This is a genomic window from Amycolatopsis sp. GM8 (genome assembly GCF_021653975.1).
GTDB lineage: Bacteria > Actinomycetota > Actinomycetes > Mycobacteriales > Pseudonocardiaceae > Amycolatopsis_E.
The window spans coordinates 95,568-117,598 of record NZ_JAJKFK010000013.1 but is presented as its reverse complement, the minus strand read 5'-3'; the positions used below and the strand labels follow the sequence as shown (position 1 = coordinate 117,598).

22 protein-coding genes are annotated in these 22,031 nt (G+C 69.3%); 9 read left to right on the top strand and 13 right to left on the bottom strand.

The window, feature by feature from the left end; translation table 11 throughout:
• Positions 1 to 29: 29 nt before the first annotated feature.
• Together LOZ83_RS38220 and LOZ83_RS38215 are read right to left on the bottom strand one after the other, a co-directional pair.
• On the bottom strand, positions 30 to 1,559 hold the full coding sequence (locus LOZ83_RS38220; protein WP_236796798.1) for an ABC transporter ATP-binding protein: 1,530 nt from the start codon (positions 1,557 to 1,559) through the stop codon (positions 30 to 32).
• A 70-nt stretch (positions 1,560 to 1,629) separates the two neighbouring features.
• Complete coding sequence (locus LOZ83_RS38215) at positions 1,630 to 2,751, bottom strand: BMP family protein (protein ID WP_236796843.1); 1,122 nt, start codon at positions 2,749 to 2,751, stop codon at positions 1,630 to 1,632.
• A gap of 368 nt (positions 2,752 to 3,119) precedes the next feature.
• On the opposite strand from LOZ83_RS38215, the gene sdhC reads away from it, so the two are divergent.
• The 4 genes from sdhC to LOZ83_RS38195 are packed head-to-tail and all read left to right on the top strand — an operon-like array spanning position 3,120 to position 6,580.
• On the top strand, positions 3,120 to 3,578 hold the full coding sequence (gene sdhC, locus LOZ83_RS38210; RefSeq protein WP_236796797.1) for a succinate dehydrogenase, cytochrome b556 subunit: 459 nt from the start codon (positions 3,120 to 3,122) through the stop codon (positions 3,576 to 3,578).
• A complete protein-coding gene (locus LOZ83_RS38205; protein ID WP_236796796.1) occupies positions 3,575 to 3,991 on the top strand; it encodes a succinate dehydrogenase hydrophobic membrane anchor subunit in 417 nt (138 codons plus the stop codon). The genes sdhC and LOZ83_RS38205 overlap by 4 nt, the downstream gene beginning before the upstream one ends.
• Positions 3,992 to 4,016: 25 nt before the next feature.
• Complete coding sequence (gene sdhA / locus LOZ83_RS38200; protein WP_236796795.1) at positions 4,017 to 5,804, top strand: succinate dehydrogenase flavoprotein subunit; 1,788 nt, start codon at positions 4,017 to 4,019, stop codon at positions 5,802 to 5,804.
• A complete protein-coding gene (locus LOZ83_RS38195) occupies positions 5,804 to 6,580 on the top strand; it encodes a succinate dehydrogenase iron-sulfur subunit (RefSeq protein WP_236796794.1) in 777 nt (258 codons plus the stop codon). The genes sdhA and LOZ83_RS38195 overlap by 1 nt, the downstream gene beginning before the upstream one ends.
• A 62-nt stretch (positions 6,581 to 6,642) precedes the next feature.
• Here LOZ83_RS38195 and LOZ83_RS38190 read toward each other — a convergent pair whose 3' ends face one another.
• Together LOZ83_RS38190 and LOZ83_RS38185 are read right to left on the bottom strand one after the other, a co-directional pair.
• Positions 6,643 to 7,893, bottom strand: coding sequence for a glycoside hydrolase family 16 protein (locus LOZ83_RS38190; protein ID WP_236796793.1), 1,251 nt, complete (start codon positions 7,891 to 7,893; stop codon positions 6,643 to 6,645).
• A gap of 87 nt (positions 7,894 to 7,980) precedes the next feature.
• A complete protein-coding gene (locus LOZ83_RS38185; protein WP_236796792.1) occupies positions 7,981 to 8,235 on the bottom strand; it encodes an SCO4848 family membrane protein in 255 nt (84 codons plus the stop codon).
• Between the two features lie 72 nt (positions 8,236 to 8,307).
• Here LOZ83_RS38185 and LOZ83_RS38180 point away from each other — a divergent pair, with 72 nt between their 5' ends.
• Positions 8,308 to 9,498 (top strand): D-alanyl-D-alanine carboxypeptidase family protein, encoded by a 1,191-nt coding sequence (locus tag LOZ83_RS38180; protein ID WP_236796791.1) that lies wholly within the window; start codon positions 8,308 to 8,310, stop codon positions 9,496 to 9,498.
• A gap of 1 nt (position 9,499) precedes the next feature.
• Here LOZ83_RS38180 and yhjD read toward each other — a convergent pair whose 3' ends face one another.
• From yhjD to LOZ83_RS38140, 8 genes are all read right to left on the bottom strand, one after another.
• Positions 9,500 to 10,504, bottom strand: coding sequence for an inner membrane protein YhjD (gene yhjD / locus LOZ83_RS38175; RefSeq protein WP_236796790.1), 1,005 nt, complete (start codon positions 10,502 to 10,504; stop codon positions 9,500 to 9,502).
• A gap of 52 nt (positions 10,505 to 10,556) precedes the next feature.
• On the bottom strand, positions 10,557 to 12,317 hold the full coding sequence (locus LOZ83_RS38170; protein ID WP_236796789.1) for an HlyD family efflux transporter periplasmic adaptor subunit: 1,761 nt from the start codon (positions 12,315 to 12,317) through the stop codon (positions 10,557 to 10,559).
• On the bottom strand, positions 12,310 to 13,281 hold the full coding sequence (locus tag LOZ83_RS38165) for a DUF5666 domain-containing protein (protein WP_236796788.1): 972 nt from the start codon (positions 13,279 to 13,281) through the stop codon (positions 12,310 to 12,312). The genes LOZ83_RS38170 and LOZ83_RS38165 overlap by 8 nt, the downstream gene beginning before the upstream one ends.
• 11 nt (positions 13,282 to 13,292) lie before the next feature.
• Positions 13,293 to 14,528 carry an ABC transporter permease gene (locus LOZ83_RS38160; RefSeq protein WP_236796787.1) on the bottom strand — a complete coding sequence of 412 codons (1,236 nt, stop codon included), beginning with the start codon at positions 14,526 to 14,528 and terminating at the stop codon, positions 13,293 to 13,295.
• 70 nt (positions 14,529 to 14,598) lie between these two features.
• Positions 14,599 to 15,285, bottom strand: a complete 687-nt coding sequence (locus tag LOZ83_RS38155) for an ABC transporter ATP-binding protein (protein ID WP_236796786.1) — start codon at positions 15,283 to 15,285, stop codon at positions 14,599 to 14,601.
• 2 nt (positions 15,286 to 15,287) lie between these two features.
• Positions 15,288 to 16,589, bottom strand: a complete 1,302-nt coding sequence (locus LOZ83_RS38150; protein WP_236796785.1) for an efflux RND transporter periplasmic adaptor subunit — start codon at positions 16,587 to 16,589, stop codon at positions 15,288 to 15,290.
• 127 nt (positions 16,590 to 16,716) lie between these two features.
• Entirely contained in the window at positions 16,717 to 17,748 is a 1,032-nt protein-coding gene (gene trpS / locus LOZ83_RS38145) for a tryptophan--tRNA ligase (protein WP_236796784.1), read from the bottom strand.
• A 13-nt stretch (positions 17,749 to 17,761) separates the two neighbouring features.
• Positions 17,762 to 18,661 carry a LysR family transcriptional regulator gene (locus LOZ83_RS38140; RefSeq protein ID WP_236796783.1) on the bottom strand — a complete coding sequence of 300 codons (900 nt, stop codon included), beginning with the start codon at positions 18,659 to 18,661 and terminating at the stop codon, positions 17,762 to 17,764.
• 70 nt (positions 18,662 to 18,731) lie between these two features.
• Between LOZ83_RS38140 and LOZ83_RS38135 the strand changes: the two genes are divergently transcribed.
• Positions 18,732 to 19,751 (top strand): TDT family transporter, encoded by a 1,020-nt coding sequence (locus LOZ83_RS38135; RefSeq protein WP_236796782.1) that lies wholly within the window; start codon positions 18,732 to 18,734, stop codon positions 19,749 to 19,751.
• Here LOZ83_RS38135 and LOZ83_RS38130 read toward each other — a convergent pair.
• The gene (locus LOZ83_RS38130; protein WP_236796781.1) at positions 19,723 to 20,034 is read right to left on the bottom strand and encodes a hypothetical protein; all 312 of its coding nucleotides are present in this window, start codon (positions 20,032 to 20,034) and stop codon (positions 19,723 to 19,725) included. The two genes, LOZ83_RS38135 and LOZ83_RS38130, sit on opposite strands and share 29 nt — an antisense overlap.
• 227 nt (positions 20,035 to 20,261) lie before the next feature.
• Between LOZ83_RS38130 and LOZ83_RS38125 the strand changes: the two genes are divergently transcribed.
• Genes LOZ83_RS38125 through LOZ83_RS38115 form a run of 3 tightly spaced genes read left to right on the top strand, consistent with a single transcriptional unit; the run spans position 20,262 to position 22,005 of the window.
• Entirely contained in the window at positions 20,262 to 20,849 is a 588-nt protein-coding gene (locus LOZ83_RS38125) for a helix-turn-helix domain-containing protein (protein WP_236796780.1), read from the top strand.
• Positions 20,850 to 20,851: 2 nt separating this feature from the next.
• Positions 20,852 to 21,544 (top strand): SRPBCC domain-containing protein, encoded by a 693-nt coding sequence (locus LOZ83_RS38120; protein WP_236796779.1) that lies wholly within the window; start codon positions 20,852 to 20,854, stop codon positions 21,542 to 21,544.
• Complete coding sequence (locus LOZ83_RS38115; RefSeq protein WP_236796778.1) at positions 21,541 to 22,005, top strand: NUDIX domain-containing protein; 465 nt, start codon at positions 21,541 to 21,543, stop codon at positions 22,003 to 22,005. The genes LOZ83_RS38120 and LOZ83_RS38115 overlap by 4 nt, the downstream gene beginning before the upstream one ends.
• Positions 22,006 to 22,031 lie beyond the last annotated feature (26 nt).

The following is a 22,031-nucleotide window of genomic DNA, read 5'->3' as shown; positions in this document are numbered from 1 at the left end:
CGCATGACCGGGGGCTTCGCCATTGTCGATCATGCCGCCTCCGCTCCCGTCATCGCGCTTCCCAGCTCTTGCGGTGTCACTGTCGCGGGGTCGGCCTCGCTGACCAGGCGGCCGCGCAGCATCACGCGGATCGTGTCGGAGAGGCCGATCAGCTCGTCCAGGTCCGCGGAGATCAACAGCACTGCGAGGCCCTCACGCCGGGCGATCCGGATCTGCTCCCAGATCAGCGCCTGCGCGCCGACGTCCACACCGCGGGTCGGGTGGGACGCGATGAGCAGCACCGGGTTGCCGGACAGTTCCCGGCCCACCACGAGTTTCTGCTGGTTCCCGCCGGACAGCGCGGCGGCCGGCACCTCGATACCGGGCGTGCGCACGTCGTAGTCGGAGACGATGCGCTCGGTGTCCCGGCGGGCGCCGGCGATGTCGAGCAACTGCCCGCGCGACACCGGCTTGCGGGTCTGGTAGCCGAGAATCCTGTTGGCCCACAACGGTTGCGTCAGCAGCAGCCCGTACCGCGTGCGGTCCTCGGGGATGTAGCCGATGCCCACCTCACGGCGGGCGAGCGTGCCGAGCTTCGTCAGGTCGTGCACCGTGCCGCCGGTCTCGACCAGTTCGATCCGGCCCGCCGACGCCTTGCGCATGCCCATGATGGTCTCGACCAGTTCGGTCTGCCCGTTGCCCTCGACGCCGGCGATGCCGAGCACCTCACCGGCGCGCACGGTGAACGAGATGTCGTCGAGGATCGCCCTGCCACTGTCCGCGGCGCTCAGCCGCAAACCGTTGACCCGCAACATGTCCCGATCGGTCACAGTGGACTCACGGGTCTCCGGGCTGGGCAGCTCGGAGCCGACCATCATCTCGGCCAGCTCACGCGAGCTGATCTTCTTCGGGTCCGCGGTGCCGACCGTGGTGCCGCGCCGGAGCACGGTCACCGTGTCGGCGATCGCCCGCACCTCGTCGAGTTTGTGCGAGATGAAGATGAACGTGAAGCCCTGCTCCTGCATCGACCGCACGGTCGCGAACAGCGCGTCGACCTCCTGCGGTACCAGCACCGCGGTCGGCTCGTCGAGGATGACGATCCGGGCGCCGCGGTAGAGCACCTTGATGATCTCGACACGCTGCCGGTCCGCGACGCCGAGGCTCTCCATCAGCGCGTCCTGCGACGCGTTCAGGCCGGTCTGCTCGGCGAGCGCGGTGATCCTGGCTCTCGCGGCGCTCCCGATGCCGTGCAGGCTTTCCGCGCCCAGCACCACGTTCTCGCGCACGGTGAAGTTGTCGGCGAGCATGAAGTGCTGGTGCACCATGCCGATCCCGGCCTTGATCGCGTCCTGCGGGTTGCGCAGCCGGACCTGCTCGCCGTTGACCGAGATGGTGCCCTCGTCGGGCTGCTGCATCCCGTACAGGATCTTCATCAGGGTGGACTTGCCCGCGCCGTTCTCGCCGCAGACCGCGTGCACCTCGCCCGCCCGCACCGTCAGGTTCACGTCGGAGTTGGCGACCACGCCGGGGAAGCGTTTGGTGATTCCCCGCAGTTCGACCACCGGTTGTGGCTCAGTCATAAGACTCCCCGAAAGGCGTAAGGGGCCCGGGAGAGGATTGCCCTCCCGAGCCCCGCACGCGGAACTGTCGTTACTTCGCCGGTGTGGTCGGCACCGTGATCTGACCGGAGATGATCGCCTGCTTGTAGCCCTGCAGCACCGGCACGATGTCGTCGATCTTGCCGCCCGAGGTGGCGTAGCCGACGCCGTCGACCTTCAGGTCGAACCGCTTCGGCACCGTGGTGAGGTTGTTCGTGGCCACGGCCTGGATGTAGTCGTAGACCGCGACGTCCACCCGCTTGAGCATGGACGTCATGATCACGTCCTTGTACTGCGCCACGGTCTGCTGGTTGTACTGGTCGGAGTCGACGCCGATGGCCAGCGCGTTACCCGCCTGCGCCGCCTGGAACACGCCCTTACCGGAGGCACCGGCCGCGTGGTAGACGACGTCCGCGCCCGCGGCGATCTCGGCCGCGGCCTTCGCGTTGCCCTTGGTCGGGTCCTGGAACCCGGTGTTGTCACCGGCCGGGGTCAGGTACTGGTCCTCGATCTGGACCTTGCTCGACGCCGCCTTCGCACCGGCCAGGTAGCCGGCCTCGAACTTCTGGATCAGCGGCGTGTTCACCCCGCCGATGAAGCCGATGTGGCAGCTCTTGCTCTTGTACACCGCGGCGACACCGGCCAGGAACGAGCCCTGCTCCTCGGCGAACACGAGCGGCGTGACGTTCGGCGCGGTGACCGAGTCGTCGTCGACGATCGCGAACTTGGTGTTCGGGTACTTCGGCGCGACGGCGCCGACGGCCTCCGCGTAGGCGAAGCCCACCGCGACGATCGGGTTGTAGCCACCGGTCGCGAGCTGGGTCAGCCGCTGCTCCTTGGCCGCCTCGTCCTCCGTCGGCGAGGCCGTGCTCTCCGACACGTCCTTCACGCCCATGTCCTGCTTGGCCTTGTCCACACCAGCGGCGGCCGCGTCGTTGAACGAGGCGTCGCCGCGACCCCCGATGTCGTAGGCGAGGCCGATCCGGAGGCTGCTCGCGTCCACTTTGGCACCGGCGGAACTCGAGGACGTCGCGGCGGCCGGCGCGGCCGGCGCTTGCGAGGTCACGCAGGATCCGGTGTTGCCGGAAGCGTTGTTGCTGCTGGTGCCACCCCCGGAGTCCTTGGCACAGCCGGCCAGCGCGAGCACACCGGCCAGCGCGGTAGCGGTCAGCATCGCGGCACGCGTTCTACGCACAGCTCTCTCCCTCCCCGCCGTGGTACGACGGTCCTACGCACGGCCCGGCGCATCGCCGGGCTCGACTGGCGAACCGTACCGGGCGGTGAACGAAACGCCATACGGAAGCCACTGCCCGTAACCTAAATGTTTGCTTGCGCGCTGGCACGGCGATCGCCTAGCTACCCGGCGTGAGCTTCACCTGGTGGAGTGACGGGGGCCACGCGCTCGGTGTCTGGTCAATCACACAGGCCAACCCGAGGTTGAGTGGGAGTCCCGGACCGGGTTTAGCATCCGGATATCCAAGTCCGTTGCCGTCTTGATAGCCACGGGCACAGTCCAACCACGACGTTGGAGGCCGTTCACCGATGTCCACCACGGCTACGCCCGCCGCCGGCAGTACGGCGGCGGAGGCGAGCGATCGGGCGGGTGCCTCACGCCGGAAGGGGACCTTCTACCGGGGCGACCCCGGCATGTGGTCCTGGGTCCTGCACCGGATCACCGGGGTACTCACCTTCTTCTTCCTGTTCGTCCACGTGCTCGACACGTCGCTGGTCCGGGTCTCGCCCGAAACCTACGACTCGGTGATCGAGACGTACAAGACCCCGATCGTGAACCTGCTGGAGGTCGGCCTCGTCGGCGCGGTGCTCTACCACGCGCTGAACGGCATCCGGATCATGCTGGTCGACTTCTGGTCCAAGGGACCGAAGTACCAGAAGCCGATGCTGTGGACGATCGTGGTCGTCTGGGTGGTCGTGATGGTGCCCGCCGCGATCTCGATGCTCTGGCGCACCGCTTCGATCCTGTTCGGAGGTAGCCCGTCATGAGCACCGAGCCGCTCGCACTCGCCAAGCCGCGCGCCCCGCGCCGGCCCGCCGCCCGGCGCAGCAACTTCGAGCTCTACAGCTGGCTGTTCATGCGGATCTCCGGCCTCGCGCTGATCGTCCTCGTGCTCGGCCACCTGCTGATCATGAACATCCTCGACGGCGGTGTGCACCGGATCAACTTCGGTTTCGTCGCCGGCCGCTGGGCCTCGCCGTTCTGGCAGTTCTGGGACCTGGCGATGCTGTGGCTGGCCGAGATCCACGGCGGCAACGGCCTGCGCACGATCATCGACGACTACGCGCGCAAGGACACCACCCGGTTCTGGCTGAAGATCGTGCTCTACGTGGCGATGGCGATCATCCTGTTCGTCGGCACGCTGGTGATCTTCACGTTCGACCCGAACATCCACAGCTGACTCCACCACCACCAAGGAAGCGGATATGCAGTTCCACAAGTACGACGTGGTGATCGTCGGCGCGGGCGGCGCGGGCATGCGCGCCGCCATCGAGTCGGGGCAGCGGGCCCGCACGGCGGTGCTCACGAAGCTCTACCCGACGCGGTCGCACACCGGTGCCGCGCAGGGCGGTATGTGCGCCGCGCTCGCCAACGTCGAAGAGGACAACTGGGAATGGCACACCTTCGACACCGTCAAGGGTGGTGACTACCTGACCGACCAGGACGCGGCCGAGATCATGGCGAAGGAAGCCATCGACGCGGTGCTCGACCTGGAGAAGATGGGCCTGCCGTTCAACCGCACGCCCGAGGGCAAGATCGACCAGCGGCGCTTCGGCGGGCACACGCGCGACCACGGCAAGGCCGCGGTCCGCCGGGCCTGCTACGCCGCGGACCGCACCGGGCACATGATCCTGCAGACGCTGTACCAGAACTGCGTCAAGCACGGCATCGAGTTCTTCAACGAGTTCTACGTGCTCGACATCGCGCTGACCGAGACCGAGGACGGCCCGGTCGCCTCCGGCGCGGTCGCCTTGGAACTGGCCACCGGCGAGCTTCACGTGTTCCAGGCGAAGTCGATCGTGTTCGCCACCGGCGGCTTCGGCAAGGTCTTCAAGACCACGTCGAACGCGCACACGCTGACCGGCGACGGGATGGGCATCTACTACCGCAAGGGCCTGCCGCTGGAGGACATCGAGTTCTACCAGTTCCACCCGACCGGCCTGGCCGGCCTGGGCATCCTGCTCACCGAGGGTGCCCGCGGCGAGGGCGCGATCCTGCGCAACGCCGACGGCGAGCGGTTCATGGAGCGCTACGCCCCCACCATCAAGGACCTGGCGCCGCGCGACATCGTCGCCCGGTCGATGGTGCTGGAGGTGCTGGAAGGCCGCGGCGCGGGTCCGCACAAGGACTACGTGTACCTCGACTGCACCCACCTGGGCGCCGAGGTGCTGGAGACCAAGCTGCCGGACATCACCGAGTTCGCCCGCACGTACCTCGGCGTGGACCCGGTCAAGGAGCCGGTGCCGGTGTACCCGACCGCGCACTACGCGATGGGTGGCATCCCCACCAACGTGCACGGGGAAGCCTTGCAGGACAACGACAAGACCATCCCGGGGCTGTACGCGGCCGGTGAGGTCGCGTGCGTGTCGGTGCACGGCGCGAACCGCCTGGGCACCAACTCGCTGCTGGACATCAACGTGTTCGGCCGGCGCGCGGGGATCGCCGCCGCCGAGTACGCGCAGGGCCGTGAGCACGTGGACCTGCCGGAGAGCCCGGCGACACTGGTCGAAGGCATGGTCGACCACCTGCGCACCGCGCACGGTGGCGAGCGGGTCGCGGACATCCGCACCGAGCTGCAGCAGACCATGGACACCAACGCGGCGGTGTACCGCACCGAGGACACGCTGAAGACGGCGCTGACCGACGTGCAGCGGCTCAAGGAGCGGTACGGCCGGATCTCGGTGCAGGACAAGGGAAAGCGGTACAACACCGACTTGCTCGAGGCGATCGAGCTGGGCTTCCTGCTGGACCTGGCCGAGGCACTGGTCAACGCGGCGCTGGCGCGCAAGGAATCCCGCGGCGGGCACGCCCGCGAGGACTACCCGAACCGCGACGACGTCAACTACATGCGGCACTCGATGTCGTACAAGATGCTGCCGGAGAAGCAGGACCCCGACGCGCCGCTGGGCCTGACGGGTTTCCAGTCCGACATCCGGCTGGACTACAAGCCGGTGAACTTCACCCGGTACGAGCCGATGGAGCGGAAGTACTGATGACCGCCGTAGCAGAACCGACTCACGACACGTCCCAGGTGCCCGCGCCGGAGGGCTCGGTCACGATCACGATGAAGATCCTGCGGTTCAACCCGGAGGTCGACTCGGAGCCGCACTGGGAGTCCTACGACGTCCCGGCGCTGCCGACGGACCGCGTGCTGAACGTGCTGATGAGCATCAAGAACTACGTGGACGGCACGCTGTCGTTCCGGCGTTCGTGCGCGCACGGCATCTGCGGCTCGGATGCCATGCAGATCAACGGGATCAACCGGCTGGCCTGCAAGGTGCTGGTGAAGGACCTCCTGGAGAAGGAGGGCAAGCAGACCACGGTGTCGATCGCGCCGATCAAGGGCCTGCCCACGATGAAGGACCTCTACGTCGACATGGAGCCCTTCTTCGAGGCCTACCGCGCGGTCAAGCCGTACCTCATCGCGTACGGCAACGAGCCGACGCGCGAGCGCATCCAGTCGGCCGCCGACCGCGAGCGCTTCGACGACACCACGAAGTGCATCCTGTGCGCCGCCTGCACGTCGTCGTGCCCGGTCTACTGGAACGACGGCTCGTACTTCGGTCCCGCCGCGATCGTCAACGCGCACCGCTTCATCTTCGACTCGCGTGACGAGGGGGCGGAGGAGCGGCTGGACATCCTGAACGATGCCGAGGGTGTGTGGCGCTGCCGCACAACCTTCAACTGCACCGACGCCTGCCCGCGCGGCATCCAGGTGACGAAGGCGATCCAGGAGGTCAAGCGCGCGCTGCTGTTCAAGCGCGTGTGATTCTCGCGTGAATGGGCCCGGCGGATTTCTGATCCCGCCGGGCCCATTTTATGCCATGCGTCTCAAGCACCCGGCGTCGTGTACGTCCACTTCTGGTTCGCGGTCCCGGCGCAGGTCCAGATCTGCAGCTGGTTCCCGTTGGCCGAGTTGTTGCCCGTCACGTCCAGGCACTTGTTCGCCTGCGGGTTGACGATGTCGTTCGCCGCCGTGACCACCCACTGCTGCGCACCGCTGCCGTTGCAGTCGTACAACTGGACCTTCGTGCCGTCGCCCGTGCCACCGCCGGTGACGTCGAGGCATTTGCCCAGCACCCGCATCGTCCCGTCCCCGGGCCGGGTCCAGGTCTGCGCCGAGGTCCCGTTGCAGTCGTAGAGCGTGATCGGGTTGGTGTTGCCCGTCAACGCCGCGTAGTCGTCGACGCACTTCCCGGCCAGCCCGGTGATCCGGCCCGCCGGCTGAGCCGGGGCACCACTGGAGACATGGATGTAGTCCACCGACATCGTCGCGGGGAACACGGTCGAAGAGTTCGGGTCGCCCGGCCAGTTCCCGCCGACCGCGAGGTTCAGGATCATGAAGAACGGGTGGTCGAACACCCATGTGTTACCGCCCGCGTCGGAGCGCAAGTGGTTCTCCACAGCCATCCCGTCGAGCGACCAGACGACGCCGCCTGGACCCCAGTCGACCGCATAGGTGTGGTAGTCACTGGACAGCTGCGCGCCGCCGGGCAGGGTGTATGTGCCGGTCAGCGGGTTGCCGCCGGAGTAGCCGGGGCCGTGCAGGCTGCCGTGGTTCGTGCCCATGTCGAACCCGACGGTCTCCATGATGTCGATCTCGCCGTTGTTCGGCCATTGCGCGCCGCCGTCGCCCTGCATCCAGAACGCCGGCCACATCCCCTGCCCCGGCGGCATCTTCACGCGCGCCTCGAAATGGCCGTACTTCTGCGTGAACGTGTGCGCGGTCAGCAGCCGCGCCGAGGTGTACTGGCAGGTGCCGTACCAGCACTGGAACTGCGACGCGTTGTCCTTGCGCGCCGTGATCACCAGGTGGCCCTGCCCGTCCAGCGCCGCGTTGGCGGTGCTGTTCGTGTAGTACTCGCGCTCGTTGTTGCCCCAGCCACCACCGCCGATGTCGTAACCCCAGCGGCCCGCGTCCGGGGCCGAGCCCGCCGGGCCGTCGAAGTCGTCGGACCAGGTCGGCGTCAGCGCTGCCGACACCGCACCCGAACCGGACGCCGTCACCCCCGGCCCGAGCGCCGCGACGACCACCGCACAGGCGAACAAGCCGAACGCACCAAGGAATCTTCGCAACCGCACCACCGCCACCACCCTTTCGCGTACACCGCAAAAATGGTCTGGTCCAATTGGTCTGGACCTAAAGTGTGATGGCGGCCATACCGTGCGTCAAGGGGCCGGCGTCGACTCCCGGTCGGCCGTGCGCCGAGCGGTCCGCAGACCGCGCCAGCCGAGCACGCCGATGATCGTGCCCAGTACGAACGAAACGATGGCGAGCACCAAATGCACCACGAAGAACGCGGTGGCCGAGCCGTCCGGCGCCCAGGAATTGTCGCTCGCCCACAGGTTCTTCACGAAGGTGATCCAGATGACCCAGGACCACACGCCGAAGACCAGCAGGAACAGCGCTACACGTCGAGACATGAGCCGAGTATCCCCCGATCGGTTGGCCGTTCTTCACCGGATCCCCGCAGCTTCGTCCACTAGTCTCGACCGGTGCGAAGTGGTGGGTTGCTGGGTGTTGTGCTGATCCTTTTGTCCGGCTTGGTGTACGGCGCCGGTCCGGCGTCGGCGGCACCGGGCTGCCCGGACCAGCAGGCCCCGCCACCGCCCGTGGACACCTCCGAGCGCCCGGCGCCCGGCCAGGACGTGCCCGCCCCGCTGCCGGTCCCGGCGGAACCGGTCGGTGGCCCGCGCATGGGTGAATGCGGCGTGGTGGCCCCGGCGGGCGCGCCCGCACCACCGGAAACGACCGCGGCCTCGTGGGTGGTGCAGGACCTCGACACGGGCGCGGTGGTCGCCGCGAAGAACCCGCACGCCCGCGAGCGGCCGGCCTCGCTGATCAAGACGTTGCTGGCGCTCGTGGTCATCGACGAGCTCAAGCCGGACGACGTCATCCACCCCACACCCGAGGACACCACGCAGGAGTGCACCTGTGTCGGCCTCGTCGCCGGCGGTTCGTACACCGTCGACCAGCTGCTACACGGGCTGCTGATGCACTCGGGCAACGACGTCGCGCACGCGTTCGCCACGGCGCTCGGCGGCGTGCCCACGGCCGTGCAGAAGATGAACGCGAAGGCGGCGGCGCTCGGCGCGAAGGACACCCGCACCGCGACCCCGTCGGGTCTCGACGGCCCCGGTATGTCGACCTCGGCGTACGACCTGAGCCTCGTCTTCCACGCCGCCATGCAGCAGCCCGAGTTCGCCGCGGCCGTGTCGACGAAGGGCTACCAGATGCCGGCACAGCCCGGAAAACCGGCGTTCGGCATCGTCAACGACAACAAGCTGCTGGGCTACTACCCCGGTTTCCTCGGCGGCAAAACGGGTTTCACCGACGACGCCCGGCACACGTACGTCGGCGGCGCGGCCCGCGACGGCAGGCGGCTCGCGGTGGTCATGATGCGCGCCGAGCAACGGCCGACGCTGGTCGTCCAGCAGGCCGGCCAGCTGCTCGACTATGGCTTCGCACAGCCGAAAACGGCCACCGTGGGGGAACTCGTGCGGCCCGCTCCGGAGCAGACCTCGGCCGCGCCCACCGACGCCGCGCCGAGCAAGGTGAACGCGTCCACGGCCGCGACGCAGCGGGACGCGTTCGGCACCACGGGCTGGATCGTCACCCTCGTCGTGGCGCTGATCATCGTGGCGGGCTTCGTCCTGCTCAAGCCCTGGCGCCGCCGGGCGCGGTAGCTCAGCGGCGGCGCCGGCCCAGCCAGGCCAGCATCGCGCCCGCGCTGAACGCCCCGGCGACGGCGCCCGCACCGGCCCCGCGGCGGATGGTCACCGCCGGCCGGATGACGGCGGGCGGCGGCTCGTGGACCACCGTGACGATGTTCTCCCTGGCCGTCGCCGTCCAAGCGGTGACGTAGAGCAGGAACCGCGAGACGAGGTTCGCGAACACCAGCAACCCGATGATCGGCCCGAAGACCGCGCCTGCGGGCGAGCTGGTCACGCTGGCCAGGTAGATGGTGGCGGCCTGCTTGAGGATCTCGAACCCGACCGCGGCGACGGCGGCGCCCTTCAGCGCACTGCGCACGCTGACGCTCTCCCGCGGCAGGCGCGAGAGCACCCACAGGAACACCAGCATGTTCGCCAGCAGCGACAGCACGATCGTCAGCACGGTCAGCGCGGTCGACGCCCAGCCCTGGTCGGCCAGGCCGGCGCGGCGCAGCAGCCAGTTGCCGACCCCTCCGCCGACGGCGGTGAGCCCGAACGACACCACGAGCGCGAGCCCGAGCCCGGCGAGGGACGCGAGGTCCTTGAGCGTGGTGGAGACGAGCGGGAGCTTCTTCTTCTCCTGCCCCCACTGCGCGGTGAGCGCGTCGCGCAGGTTAGTCATCCAGCCGATCCCGGAGTACAGCGCGAGGAGGAGGCCGAGGATGCCGACCCCACCGCGCGCGGCCAGCGCCGCGTTGACCAGCGTCGAGAACAGGTCCCCGAGACCTTGCGGCGCCGAGCGCAGGATGCTGTCGCGCAGCTCGTTCAGCGCCGCCTCGTTGCCGGCCAGCACGAACCCGGCGACCGAGAACCCGATCATCAGCAGCGGGAACAGCGACAGCACGCTGAAGTACGTGATCGCGGCGGCGTAGTGGTTCCCGTAGTGGTCGCCGAACGACTCGTTGGCCCGGAACAGGTGATCGAGCCACGGACGCTGCCGGCGCAGCCTCGGAATCAGCTTCTCTTTTTCATCCGCCACAGACCGACACTAGCCAGCACCGGGGCGGCTCGCATGCCGAGTCCACAGTGGATCATCCGCCGGCGCGCCGCTGCGGCCCGCCGCCACCGCCTCCTCCCACGAGGCCACGCGCACCGGTGGTGTCGCTCGTCGGCAGTGGTGTGCTCAGGTCCGCCAGCACGACCTGCGCACCCGCGTCGAGACCGGACTTGATCTCCGTGACGGAGGCGCCGACGACCCCGACGGTGACCCGTGCCGTCTGCGTGTTGCCGCCGGAAAGTGTTGTCACGAAAGCGTTTCCGCCGACCAGGTGGACAGCCGAGGTGGGCACGGTCACCGCCGCGTTCGCGGTGCTCGTGATGATCGAGACCGCGGACGTCGCGCCGGGGAACAGATCGCCGCCCGCGGGGAGGGAGATCGTCACGGGGTAGCTCGGCGAGCCGGACGAAGTCGTGCTGGCGAGCAGCCCGATCGACACGACCTGGCCGGTGAGTGGCTTTCCGCTGCCGTCGGGAGTGACGGTCGCCTGCTGGCCCGGCTTGATCTGCCCGGCCTGGGTGTCGCTGACCGCGGTGGTCACCTGGTTCGTCCCCGGCCCGAACACCACGATGTGCTGCTGGGTGGACGCCGTCTGGCCCTGGGTGAAGCCGACCTCGCCGACGGTGCCGGCGATCGGGCTGACCAGCGTCGCGGCGGCGAGATTTTGCTGCGCGACGGCGACTTGCGCATCCGCCGCGTCGATCGACGCCTGGTCCGCAGCGAGCTGTTCGGCCGACGCGGGCTGGCTCGTCTTGCCACTCCCGCCGCCCGCCAGACTCTTGCCCGAGGAACTCTGCCCCGAGGAACTCTGACCTGAAGAACTCTTGCCGGACGAACCCTTACCCGTGGAACTCTGCCCCGACGAACTCTTGCCCGGAAGACTTTCGCCCGAGGGACTCTTGCCTGATGGACTCTGGCCCGAAGGCGTCTCGCCGGAAGGTGTCTTGCCGGCGGGAGGCGTCGTGGCCGGCGGCTCGGTGGTCTGCGCCGCCGCGTTCTTGGCCAGCGTCACGGAAAGCGCGTTCTCGGCGTCGGCCAGCTTCTGCTCGTCGGTGGCCGTCGTGTGCTGGGCGTCCTGCGCCTCCTGGATGGCCGTCGTGCACGCGTCGACGTCGTCCTGGCTCGGCGGCTGGTTCGTCGCGCCCGACTTCGTGCCCGACGCCGTGCTCGACTTCGTGCTCGACGTCGTGTCCGGCTTGGTGTCCGGTGAGACGATCGTCTGGCACGCCTTCTGTTGCGCGGCAACGGCTGCCGACGCGGCGGTCAGGTCCAGATCCACCTGATGCTGCGCCGAGGTCACAGCCTTCTGCTGCGCCTGAAGATCCGACGGCGCCGACGACGCCGTCAGGTACAACGCCGGCGTCGCGCGCCCAGCCGACGGCGCCGTCAGGTTCAGCGCCGGTGTCGCGCGCCCGGCCGATGCCGAAGACGCCTGCCCCGACTGGTCCGCGGCCAGCTTCGCTTGCGCGGTGGCCAAAGTCGACTGTGCGGACGCGACCTGGCTGGCGAGCGACGTCGTGTCCAGCTGCGCGAGCGTCTGCCCCGCGGCCACCTGCTGCCCGGCCTGCACCGGCAGCGACGCCACCTGTCCGCTGGTGGGGAAGGAAAGCGTCGCGTTGGCGACCGGTTCGATGGTGCCCGTCGTGTCGAGCGTCGCGGTGACGGACGCGGGACCGGCGGTCGCGGTGCGGTAGCCCGGCGACGAGGACGCCGACGTCGCCCACACCACCGCACCGGCCGCGACCACCACGACCGCGCCGGTGACCGTGACGATCTGCCTGGTGCGCTTAGCCATTCCCGCCACCATTCACGCCACTGCCACCATTCCCGGCGGCAGTCCCGCCGGCCCCAGTCCCGCCGCTGCTATTCGCGCCGCCGGCGCTCGCGCCTCCGCTGTTCCCGCCGCTGCTCGCGCCGCCGCTGTTCCCGCCGCCGCCGCCGTTCGCGCCACCGGTGCCGTTCCCGCCGCCACCATTCCCGGCGCCATTCCCGCCGCCGGCGCCGTTGCGTCCGCGGCCGCCGAAGCCCTGGCAGCCGTTCGGCCCGGCCTGGCTCAGCGAGATCGTCTTCGCGGTCACCGCGCCGGTGTCGTCGGCCTGCCCGGTCGCGACCGCGCACTCGCCCACCTTGAGCGCGCTCGAGTTCGCGGACTCGGTCTTCTGGTACGTGGTCGTCGGATCGACGGTCACCTGGACGCTGGTGGTCGCGCCGGTCTGCCGATTGTCCTGTTCGACGGTGAAACCGGTGCCGCTCACAGCGGTCACCTTGCCGAACGTGCCCCGCGCGTCATTGGCACCGGACGGCCTCGGCGCACCCGACGGGCGCGACGGGCGTGCCGTCCCGCTGCCGCCGCCGTTCTGCGGTCGCTGGCCCGGCCCGCCACCGCCGATCGCGCACGTGCCGTTGTCGGCCGCGCTGATCTCCACGGACTTCGCCGCCACCGGAGTGCCGGTGCCGGTGACCGCGACGCACGTGCCGACCGCGACATCGGACAGCGCGCCGGAAACCCGGTCGGTGAACGTGGTGCTGCTGGAGTAGTTCACCGTCACCTGGCCGTTGCTCGGGTTCTGCACCTCGATGCTGGCCGGCGCGACGGCCGCGATCGTGCCGGACGCCGCCGGCCCGCGAGCACCGGCGGCCCCGGAGGCGGGCGCCTGCGACGCGGGCGCCGCCGGAGTGCCACCACTCGAAGACCCGCACGCGGCCAGCGTCAGCGCGAGCGCGGCACCGGCCGCGGCAAGCACGGTTCGTCGGATCATGGTCGTTCCCTTCATTCGCTGCGCAACGCGTCGATCGGGGCGAGCCGGGCGGCGCGGCTCGCCGGGTAGACGCCGAAGACGAGTCCGATCGCGATCGCAGTGAGGATGGCGACCACGGTGGCCCACGGGGAAATGGCGATCTGGATGCCGATCAGATGGGGCAGCACCAGTGCGCCGATGATGCCCAGCAACGCGCCGAGCAGGCCGCCGGCGAGTCCGAGTACCGAGGCCTCGACCATGAACTGGCGGCGGATCACCGTCGGGCTCGCACCGACCGCCTTGCGCAGGCCGATCTCGCGGATCCGTTCGGTGACCGACACCAGCATGATGTTCATGACCCCGATTCCGCCCACCAGCAAGGAAATCGCCGCGACACCGCCGAGCAGCAGGGTGAGCGTCTGGCTCACCGAGCTGGCCGTGGTCAGCAACGACTCCTGGCTCGCGATGGTGAAGTCGGCCGCCGTCTCGTTCGTGATGTGGTGCAGCGCCAGCAGTTCCTGGTTCGCCTCTTGGTAAGCCGCGGACAGAGTGTCCGAAGTGGACGCTTCCAGATAGATCGACTGCACCGAGGTGCGCGTGCTGCCACCGATGAGCCGGTCCGCCGCCGTGCTGATCGGCACCACGGCCTGATCGTCCTGGTTCTGCGCGGACGACGTGCCCGCCGAGGCGAGCACACCGATGACCTCGAACGGCGTGCTGCCGATCGTCACCGTGCGGCCGACCGCGTTGGTGGTGCCGAACAGTTCCTGCGCGGTGCTCGGGCCCAGCACGGTGACCGCGGCTTCACCCGTTTCGTCCGCGTCCGTAAGGAAACGGCCCTCCGACAGGGTGCGCGCCCGCACGCTCAGCCAGCCCGGCGTGGTGCCGACGACCGAGGTCGTCCACGTCGTCGAACCGGCCGCGAGCGAGGTGCTACGGCTCGTGGTCGGCGCGACGGCCGCGATATCCGGGGCGACGCCGGGCGCGGCGAGCGCGTTCGCGTCGTGCACGGTCAGCGTGGTCGCCGAACCGCTGCCGCCGCGGACGCCGGTCGTGCTGCTCGTGGTGCTGCCCGGCGACACGACGAGCAGGTTCGTGCCCAGCGAGTTGATCGCCGACGCGACCTGCGCCTGCGCGCCCTCGCCGAGCCCGACGGTCAGGATCACCGCGGCGATGCCGATCAGGATGCCCAGCATCGTCAGCCCCGACCGCATCCGGTGCGACCGGATCGCGTCCAGGCTGGTGCGCAGCGTTTCGAGCCAGCTCATGCGCCCACCTCGCTGGCGCTCGGTGCGGCATTCGCCGGCGCAGTGTTGGATGATTCGCTCGCAAGCTCGCTCATACGAAAACTCCCGTGTCGGATTCGATGAGCCCGTCCCGCAGCCGCACGACGCGGTCGGCGTGTTCGGCGACCTCTTCCTCGTGCGTGATCAGCACAATCGTGTTCCCGACGTTGTTGAGCTCACGGAACACCGACAGCACGTCGGCCGTGGCGGTCGAGTCGAGCGCACCGGTCGGTTCGTCGGCGAGCACCATCGACGGCCGGTTCACCAGCGCCCGAGCGAGCGCGACCCGCGACTGCTGACCGCCGGACAGCTCGTTCGGCCGGTGCTCGATGCGGTCGCCGAGGCCGACCCGTTGCAGCAGCTCGATCGCGCGTGCCTTGCGTTCGGCGCGCTTGACCCCGGCGTAGGTGAGCGGAAGTTCGACGTTGCGCCACGCCGACAGCCCCGGCAGCAGGTTGAACTGCTGGAACACGAAGCCGATCCGCCGGTTGCGGATCACCGCCAGGTCCAATTCGGACAGTCGGCTGACGTCTTCACCGGCCAGCGCGTAACTTCCGGTGCTGAGCAGGTCGAGGCAACCGAGGATGTGCATCAGCGTGGACTTGCCGGAGCCCGACGGGCCCATGATGGCGACGTACTCGCCTTCCTCGACCCGCAGGGAAACCCCCCGCAGCGCCTCGACTTCCACCACGCCGGTCGAGTAGACCTTGCGCACGTTCCGGACATCGATGACAGGCATGTTCAGCCTCCGAACCCGCCGCGAGCACCGCCGCCGAGCCCACCGGCGCGGCCGCCGCCGTTCCCACCGAGCCCACCGCCGTTCCCGCCGAAGCCACCGCCGCCGAATCCGCCGGTGCGGCCACCCGCGCCACCGGTTCCGCCGGTGCGCCCGGTACCGCCACCGGTGCCGGCGGGCGTGGCGACCATCACCTGGTCCCCTTCGGACAGTCCACTGAGGACCTGCACCATGCCGTTCGACGACTGCCCGAGCTGGACGGGTTTGGCGGTCTGCTTACCTGCCACCATTTCGTCGACGGTCGCCTGGCTGCCGGTGTAGTGCACGGCGGCCGCGGGGATCGCGAGCACGTCGGTCAGCTGCTTCACGACGATGGCGACCGTGGCGCTCGCCCCGGGGAACAACCCCGCCGGGCTGCCGGTGACCCCGATGGTGACCGGGTAGCTGGGCACCGAGGACGACCCGCTGGCCATCACCGCGACCGTGGTCACCGTGCCGTAGACCGGGTCCGTCGAGCCGTTGGGGGTGATGACCGCCTGCTCGCCGGTCTTGATCTGGCCGATCTCGGTGTCGTCCACGCTCGCGTTGACCACATAGGAACCGGTGGAGATGACGACGATCTGCGCCGTGCTCGAACTCGACGAGGACGAGGAAGACGACGAGGACGAACTGCTGCTCTGCCCGTTGCCCTGTCCGCCGCCCTGGCCGCCGGCGCCGTTGCCCGCACCGGAACCTGACGACGAGGAGCTGTTCCCGCTCCCCGATCCGCCGGCCGAAACCTGTTGTCCCACAGTCAGGTTCACCGTCGCGACGGTGCCCGCGATGGGCGAGGTCATCGTCGCCTCGGACAACGCCGTCTGCGCGTTGTCGAGCTGGTTCTGCGCGGCGGTGATCGACGCCTGGTCCGCGGAAATCTGCACGGAGGAGGCGCCATTCGACTGATCGGACGCGAGCTTCGACTGGTCCGAGGCCAGCGACGAGTTCGCCTGCGCGACGCTCGCCGAGAGCGTCGCCGACTGCACTGTCGCGAGCGGCTGCCCCGCCGTGACCTGCTGCCCCACCGTCACGTTGACCGCGGTCACCTGGCCGGCCACACCGAAGTTGAGATCGCTCTGCTGAGCCGGTTGGATCGTGCCCGACGACGAAACGGTCTGTTTCAGAGTCGTCGTGCTCGCCGCGACGAGCCGGTACGCCGGGGCGTCCGCGGGCCGGGTGACCACCCAGACCGTGACCCCGGCCGCCACCAGGACGACCACCGCGACGGTGACGTAGACCCACCGTCTTTTCTTGCGAAGCCTGCCCAGCACGGCATCCTTCTCTCTCGCGTGCCCCAGAAGAACCAGCGGCGAAAGCTTCGCCGGTCTATCTGAAAAGCATCTGAGAAAACAGGCCCGCTTGGCTGTGAATCAGTTGTGTAAAAGGTGCTTTACCGAACTAGCGCAGAAAACCGATCCGGTCATACACGGCGGAAAGCGTTTCCGAGGCGACATTTCGGGCGCGTTCCGCGCCGCCCGCGAGGATCTTGTCCAGTTCCGCGATGTCGTCCAGATACGACCGCACGCGTTCCTGGAAAGGAGTCACGAACTCGACGAGCACTTCGGCGACGTCTTTCTTCAGGTCGCCGTAACCCTTGCCCTCGTACGCGGTTTCCAGCTCCGGAACGCTCTGGCCGGACAGCGCCGAATGGATGGTCAGCAGGTTCGACACCCCCGCCTTACCCTCCGGGTCGAAGACGATCTCGCGACCGGTGTCCGTAACCGCGGACCGGATCTTCTTCGCCGACCGCTTCGGGTCGTCGAGCAGTTCGATCAGGCCGTTCGGCGAGGACGCCGACTTGCTCATCTTCGCCGTCGGGTCCTGCAGGTCGTAGATCTTGGCCGTGTCCTTGACGATGTAGGGCTCGGGCATGGTGAACGTCTTGCCGTAGCGGCGGTTGAACCGCTGCGCGAGGTTGCGGGACAGCTCCAGGTGCTGACGCTGGTCCTCGCCGACCGGCACCGCGTTCGCCTGGTAGATCAGGATGTCCGCGGCCTGCAGGATCGGGTACGTGAACAGGCCGACGCTCGCGTGGTCGGTGCCCTGCTTCGCCGCCTTGTCCTTGAACTGCGTCATCCGGCCGGCCTCGCCGAACCCCGTCTGGCACTCCAGCACCCAGGAAAGCTGTGCGTGTTCGGGCACCTGACTCTGCACGAACAGCGCGCTGCGCCCGGGATCGACGCCGAGCGCGAGCAGCTGGGCCGCCGAGACGCGGGTGCGCTGGCGCAGCACCTTCGGATCCTGTTCGACCGTGATGGCGTGCAGGTCGACGACCATGTAGTAGGTCTCGCAGGTTTCCTGCAGCAACACCCACTGGCGCACGGCGCCGAGATAGTTGCCGAGGTGGAACGAGTCCGCGGTCGGCTGGATGCCGGACAGCACGCGCAGCCGGGCCGGGGTTTCCTGGGTGGTTTCGTCAGCGCTGGACACGTCTTCGATTCTTTCAGGCCCCGCGGGCCGCGATGGCGGCGAGGTCGGCGGCGGGCCCGCGCAGCGACTGCCCGGTGGGCCACACCACCCGCAGCGCGCGGCGCAGGTCCGCACCCGCGACTTCGAGCGCGACGAGGGTGCCGGCCGCCAGCTCGGTGGCGACGGTGTGCGCGCCCAGCACAGCGGGCGCGATGCCCTCCATGACGGCGGCTTTGATCGCGGTGGTCGAGGAGAACTCGAGCATCGGCTCGGCGAGTTCGTGCGGGGCGAGCGCCAGCTCCAGCGCCCGCCGGGTGCCCGAGCCCGGCTCCCGGCTGATCAACGGTGCGGAGGCGAGCTGGTCGGGACGGACGTGGCGGCGCCGCGCCCACGCGTGGCCGGGCGCGACCACCAGCTTCAGTTCGTCCGTGCCCACGGTTTCCGCGTGCAGGCCGCTGGGCAGCTCCGGCCCCTCGATGAACCCGAGATCCGCCTGCCCGGTCAGCACCCGGTGCGCGACCTCGCCGGAGTTGCCGGACGTCAGGGCGACGGCTGTGGACGGGTTCAGCGTCCGCAGCGCGGCAAGCCATTTCGGCAGCAGGTATTCGGCGACGGTGAGGCTGGCCGCGACACGCAGGTGACCGACCCGCTCGCTCCACAGCGCGGCGATCCCCGCCTCGAGATCCGCGGCCGCTTCGACGGCCGGCCGCGCCCAGTCGGCGACCAGCGCACCCGCCTTGCTCAGCCGCGAGCCGCGCGGGGACCGTTCGACGAGCGCGACGCCGACGCGGGCCTCCAGCTGCTGGATCCGGGCGCTGGCCGCGGGCTGGGAGATGCCGTGCGCGCGGGCCGCCGCGCCGATCCCGCCGAGTCTGGCCACCGACAGCAGCAGGTCGAAACCAGCCAGCTCAGCGACACGTGCGGGCAACGGCATAACCCAAGGCTATGAGCCTATCGGTGTTCTCGGGCTACCTTTCGCCGCGATATAGCCCGAACGTGTAGAGGTGTTCACGACTTCCTCACTGCCGCGTGCCGGCACCACCCCGAACTGGTTCGCGTCGGTGATGGGTACCGGCATCGTCGCCAACGCGGTGCCGACGCTGCCCGGGCACGTGCCCGGACTCCGTTCCGTGGCAACGGTTGTCTGGGCCGGCGCGGCGTTGTGGCTGGTGGTCCTGTGCGTGTCGTTCGGGCGGGAGCTCCGGCGCGACCCGTCCGGCCAGCTGGCCCACCTGCGCGACCCGGTGCTGGCACATTTCTGGGGCGCGCCGCCGATGGCGCTGCTGACCGTCGGCGCCGGCACGCTGACGCTGGGCCAGGAGTGGATCGGGCTCGGTCCGGCGCTCGCCGTCGCGTGGACACTGTGGACGGTCGGCACAGTGCTGGGGCTGGTGACCGCCGTCGGCCTGCCGTACCGGATGAGCACGGGCCAGGTCGGCGACGGCGAGGTGTTCGCCGGGTGGCTGATGCCCGTCGTGCCACCGATGGTCTCCGCCGCGACGGGCGCCGCGCTGATCCCGCACCTGCCCGCGGGACAGGCCCGGTTGACCATGCTGCTCGGGTGTTACGCGCTGTTCGGGGTGAGCCTGTTCGCGACGCTCGCGTTGCTGCCGCTGATCTGGCACCGGCTCGTGCGCGGCGGTCCCGGGCTGGCGCCGACGGTGTGGATCGTGCTCGGCCCGCTCGGGCAGTCGATCACTGCGGCGAACCTGCTGGGCGCGGTGCAGGGGCCCACCGGGCGGCTCGCCGGGATCATCTACGGGGTGCCGACGTGGGGGTTCGCGATGCTGTGGCTGGTACTCGCCGCGGCGCTGGTGATCCGCGCGCGGGCGGGATTTTCGCTGAGCTGGTGGAGTTTCACGTTCCCGCTCGGCACCTGCGTCACCGGCACCAGCGCGCTCGCCGCGGCCACGCACGCCGACCTGTTCGCCGTCACCGCCGTGGGTTTGTACGTGCTGCTCGCGGCGTTGTGGCTGACGGTCGCGGTGCGGACGGTCAGAGTGTCGGTCGCCGGTAGGGCGTGAGGGTCGGCCGGGTGCCGTCCTCGGCCACCTCGGCGGCGGGTTCGGCCGGGGCCTGGGCCGCCTTGCGGCGCTGCCGGATCACGCCGAGCGCCATGCCGACGATGCCGAGGGCGACCGCGGCCAGGCCGACCGGGCCGAGCACGCCGAAGGACATCGTCTCCGTGGCCGGCGCGACCTGGTTGTCGGCCGCGTTCGCCACGCCCGTCCCGGTGGCCAGGAGGGCCAGCAGGATCGTGCCAAGGCGCAGGGTGTGGATGGTGAAACGCCTGACCTGAGTGCGCACCGGGGTGCCTCCCGCGACGAGATGCCGTACTGGAAAACGCCGTCACCCTATTGGGCTGATGTTGCCTCGATGAAAACTACCGAGCGTGTCAAGCTCGGTCGTTTTCGATCAACTCGGGGCCAGACCTTAGCCCCCATCCGAGTGGACGCATGACCCACCCCCACAGGTTCACCACCGACGACTCGACTTGTCTTGACAAACTTATTTGTCGGTGAGAGGGTTTTCTCATGCTCGAAGTCGCAGTGATCGACGATCCGGCCGCCGCCGAGGTCTCGCTCGACCCCGTCCGCGGGAAGCTGCTGGCCGCCCTCGCCGAACCCGGCTCGGCCACCACGCTCGCGGCACAGGTCGGGCTGGCCCGGCAGAAGGTCAACTACCACCTGCGGGCCCTCGAACGGCACGGGCTGATCGAGCTGGTCGAAGAACGTCGCAAGGGCAACGTGACCGAGCGGGTCATGCGGGCCACCGCGGCGTCCTACGTCATCTCCCCGAGCGCGATGGCCGACGTCGCGCCGGATCCCGACCGCGCACCGGACCAGCTTTCGGCCCGGTGGCTGCTCGCGCTGGCCGCCCGGCTGGTGCGGGAGCTCGGGGAGCTGATCGCCGGCGCCACCGCGGCCCGGCAGCGCCTGGCGACCTATGCGATCGACGCGGAGATCCGGTTCGCCAGCGCGGCGGACCGGGCGGCGTTCGCCGAGGAACTCGGCGCGTCAGTGAAGAACCTCGTCGGGAAATACCACGACGAAAACGCGGCGGGCGGGCGCAAGCACCGTCTCGTCGTCGCCCTGCACCCCAGTCTCAAGAAGGAGAAATGAAGATGAGCAAGGAATTCGCGATCGAGCGGGAAGTCGTGCTGCCGGCCACACCGGAGGAGGTCTTCGCCGCGGTCACCACGGGCACCGCGAACTGGATGTTCCCGACGCCCGCGCCGGAGCCCGGCGACCCGATCGTCAAGAACTGGGAGCCGCCGAACCGGTTCACCGTCCGGCAGGATGGTGAGGACGGCTGGTTCAACGCGCTCGACTTCATCATCTCCGCCCGTGACGGCGGCACCGCGGCGCTGCGGTATGTCCACAGTGGAATCCTCACCGACGACTGGGACAACCAGTACGACGGTGCCAGCAAGCACACCGACTTCTATCACCACACGCTCGGCCAGTACCTGCGCTATTTCGGGGGGAAGTCGGCGGTGTACGCGGAGGTCGGCGGTCCGCCGGCGTCGTCCGATCCGGCGGCGCTGGACGCGGTACGGAAATCGCTCGGCGTTTCCGCGGTCGGTGATCCGGTGCGGCTGGAGCTGCCCGGGCTGGCGCCGGCCGATGCGGTGGTGGACTATCTGAACCCGTATTTCATCGGCCTTCGCACGCCGGACGCGCTTTACCGGATCTTCGGCCGCAACAACTTCGGCGGCACCGTCGACGCGTCGGCGCACCTGTTCGGGGAGAATGCGGACAAGGATCGGACGGAGCAGGCGTTGAGTGCGTATCTGAACGGAGTGTTCGCTGCGTGAGTCCCCGGCAGAGTGCGGGAATCCTGTTGTACCGCAAGGTGAACGGTGAGGCCGAAGTCCTTTTGGGACACATGGGCGGGCCGTTCTGGGCGCGGAAGGACGCGGGCGGGTGGTCGCTGCCGAAAGGCGAGTACGAGCCGGACGAGGCACCGGAAGCGGCCGCCCGCCGCGAATTCACCGAAGAACTGGGGCTCCCGGTGCCGTCCGGTCCCCTGTCGGAACTCGGTTCGGTCCGGCAGTCCGGCGGCAAGGTCGTGACGGCGTGGGCGTTGGAAGGCGACCTCGACCCGGCTCTCGCGGTACCGGGCACGTTCGAAATGGAGTGGCCGAAGGGGTCCGGCCGCCTGCAGGAGTTCCCGGAGATGGACCGCTTCGCGTGGTTTTCCCTGACGGAGGCCCAGGAGAAGCTGCTGAAGGGCCAACTGCCGTTCCTGGAGCGACTGCTGGCGCTGGTGGGTTGATGAGCAAGTGAATCCGCGCTCGCGGG

Excerpts from the sequence above, each read along its gene's own strand:
- LOZ83_RS38140 (WP_236796783.1), bottom strand. The coding sequence starts at position 18,661 with ATGCCGTTGCCCGCACGTGTCGCTGAGCTGGCTGGTTTCGACCTGCTG.
- sdhA (WP_236796795.1), top strand. The coding sequence starts at position 4,017 with ATGCAGTTCCACAAGTACGACGTGGTGATCGTCGGCGCGGGCGGCGCG.
- LOZ83_RS38155 (WP_236796786.1), bottom strand. The coding sequence starts at position 15,285 with ATGCCTGTCATCGATGTCCGGAACGTGCGCAAGGTCTACTCGACCGGC.
- LOZ83_RS38160 (WP_236796787.1), bottom strand. The coding sequence starts at position 14,528 with ATGAGCTGGCTCGAAACGCTGCGCACCAGCCTGGACGCGATCCGGTCG.
- LOZ83_RS38170 (WP_236796789.1), bottom strand. The coding sequence starts at position 12,317 with ATGGCTAAGCGCACCAGGCAGATCGTCACGGTCACCGGCGCGGTCGTG.
- LOZ83_RS38215 (WP_236796843.1), bottom strand. The coding sequence starts at position 2,751 with ATGCTGACCGCTACCGCGCTGGCCGGTGTGCTCGCGCTGGCCGGCTGT.
- LOZ83_RS38205 (WP_236796796.1), top strand. The coding sequence starts at position 3,575 with ATGAGCACCGAGCCGCTCGCACTCGCCAAGCCGCGCGCCCCGCGCCGG.
- LOZ83_RS38165 (WP_236796788.1), bottom strand. The coding sequence starts at position 13,281 with ATGATCCGACGAACCGTGCTTGCCGCGGCCGGTGCCGCGCTCGCGCTG.
- LOZ83_RS38185 (WP_236796792.1), bottom strand. The coding sequence starts at position 8,235 with ATGTCTCGACGTGTAGCGCTGTTCCTGCTGGTCTTCGGCGTGTGGTCC.
- LOZ83_RS38220 (WP_236796798.1), bottom strand. The coding sequence starts at position 1,559 with ATGACTGAGCCACAACCGGTGGTCGAACTGCGGGGAATCACCAAACGC.
- LOZ83_RS38125 (WP_236796780.1), top strand. The coding sequence starts at position 20,262 with ATGCTCGAAGTCGCAGTGATCGACGATCCGGCCGCCGCCGAGGTCTCG.
- LOZ83_RS38120 (WP_236796779.1), top strand. The coding sequence starts at position 20,852 with ATGAGCAAGGAATTCGCGATCGAGCGGGAAGTCGTGCTGCCGGCCACA.
- LOZ83_RS38195 (WP_236796794.1), top strand. The coding sequence starts at position 5,804 with ATGACCGCCGTAGCAGAACCGACTCACGACACGTCCCAGGTGCCCGCG.
- sdhC (WP_236796797.1), top strand. The coding sequence starts at position 3,120 with ATGTCCACCACGGCTACGCCCGCCGCCGGCAGTACGGCGGCGGAGGCG.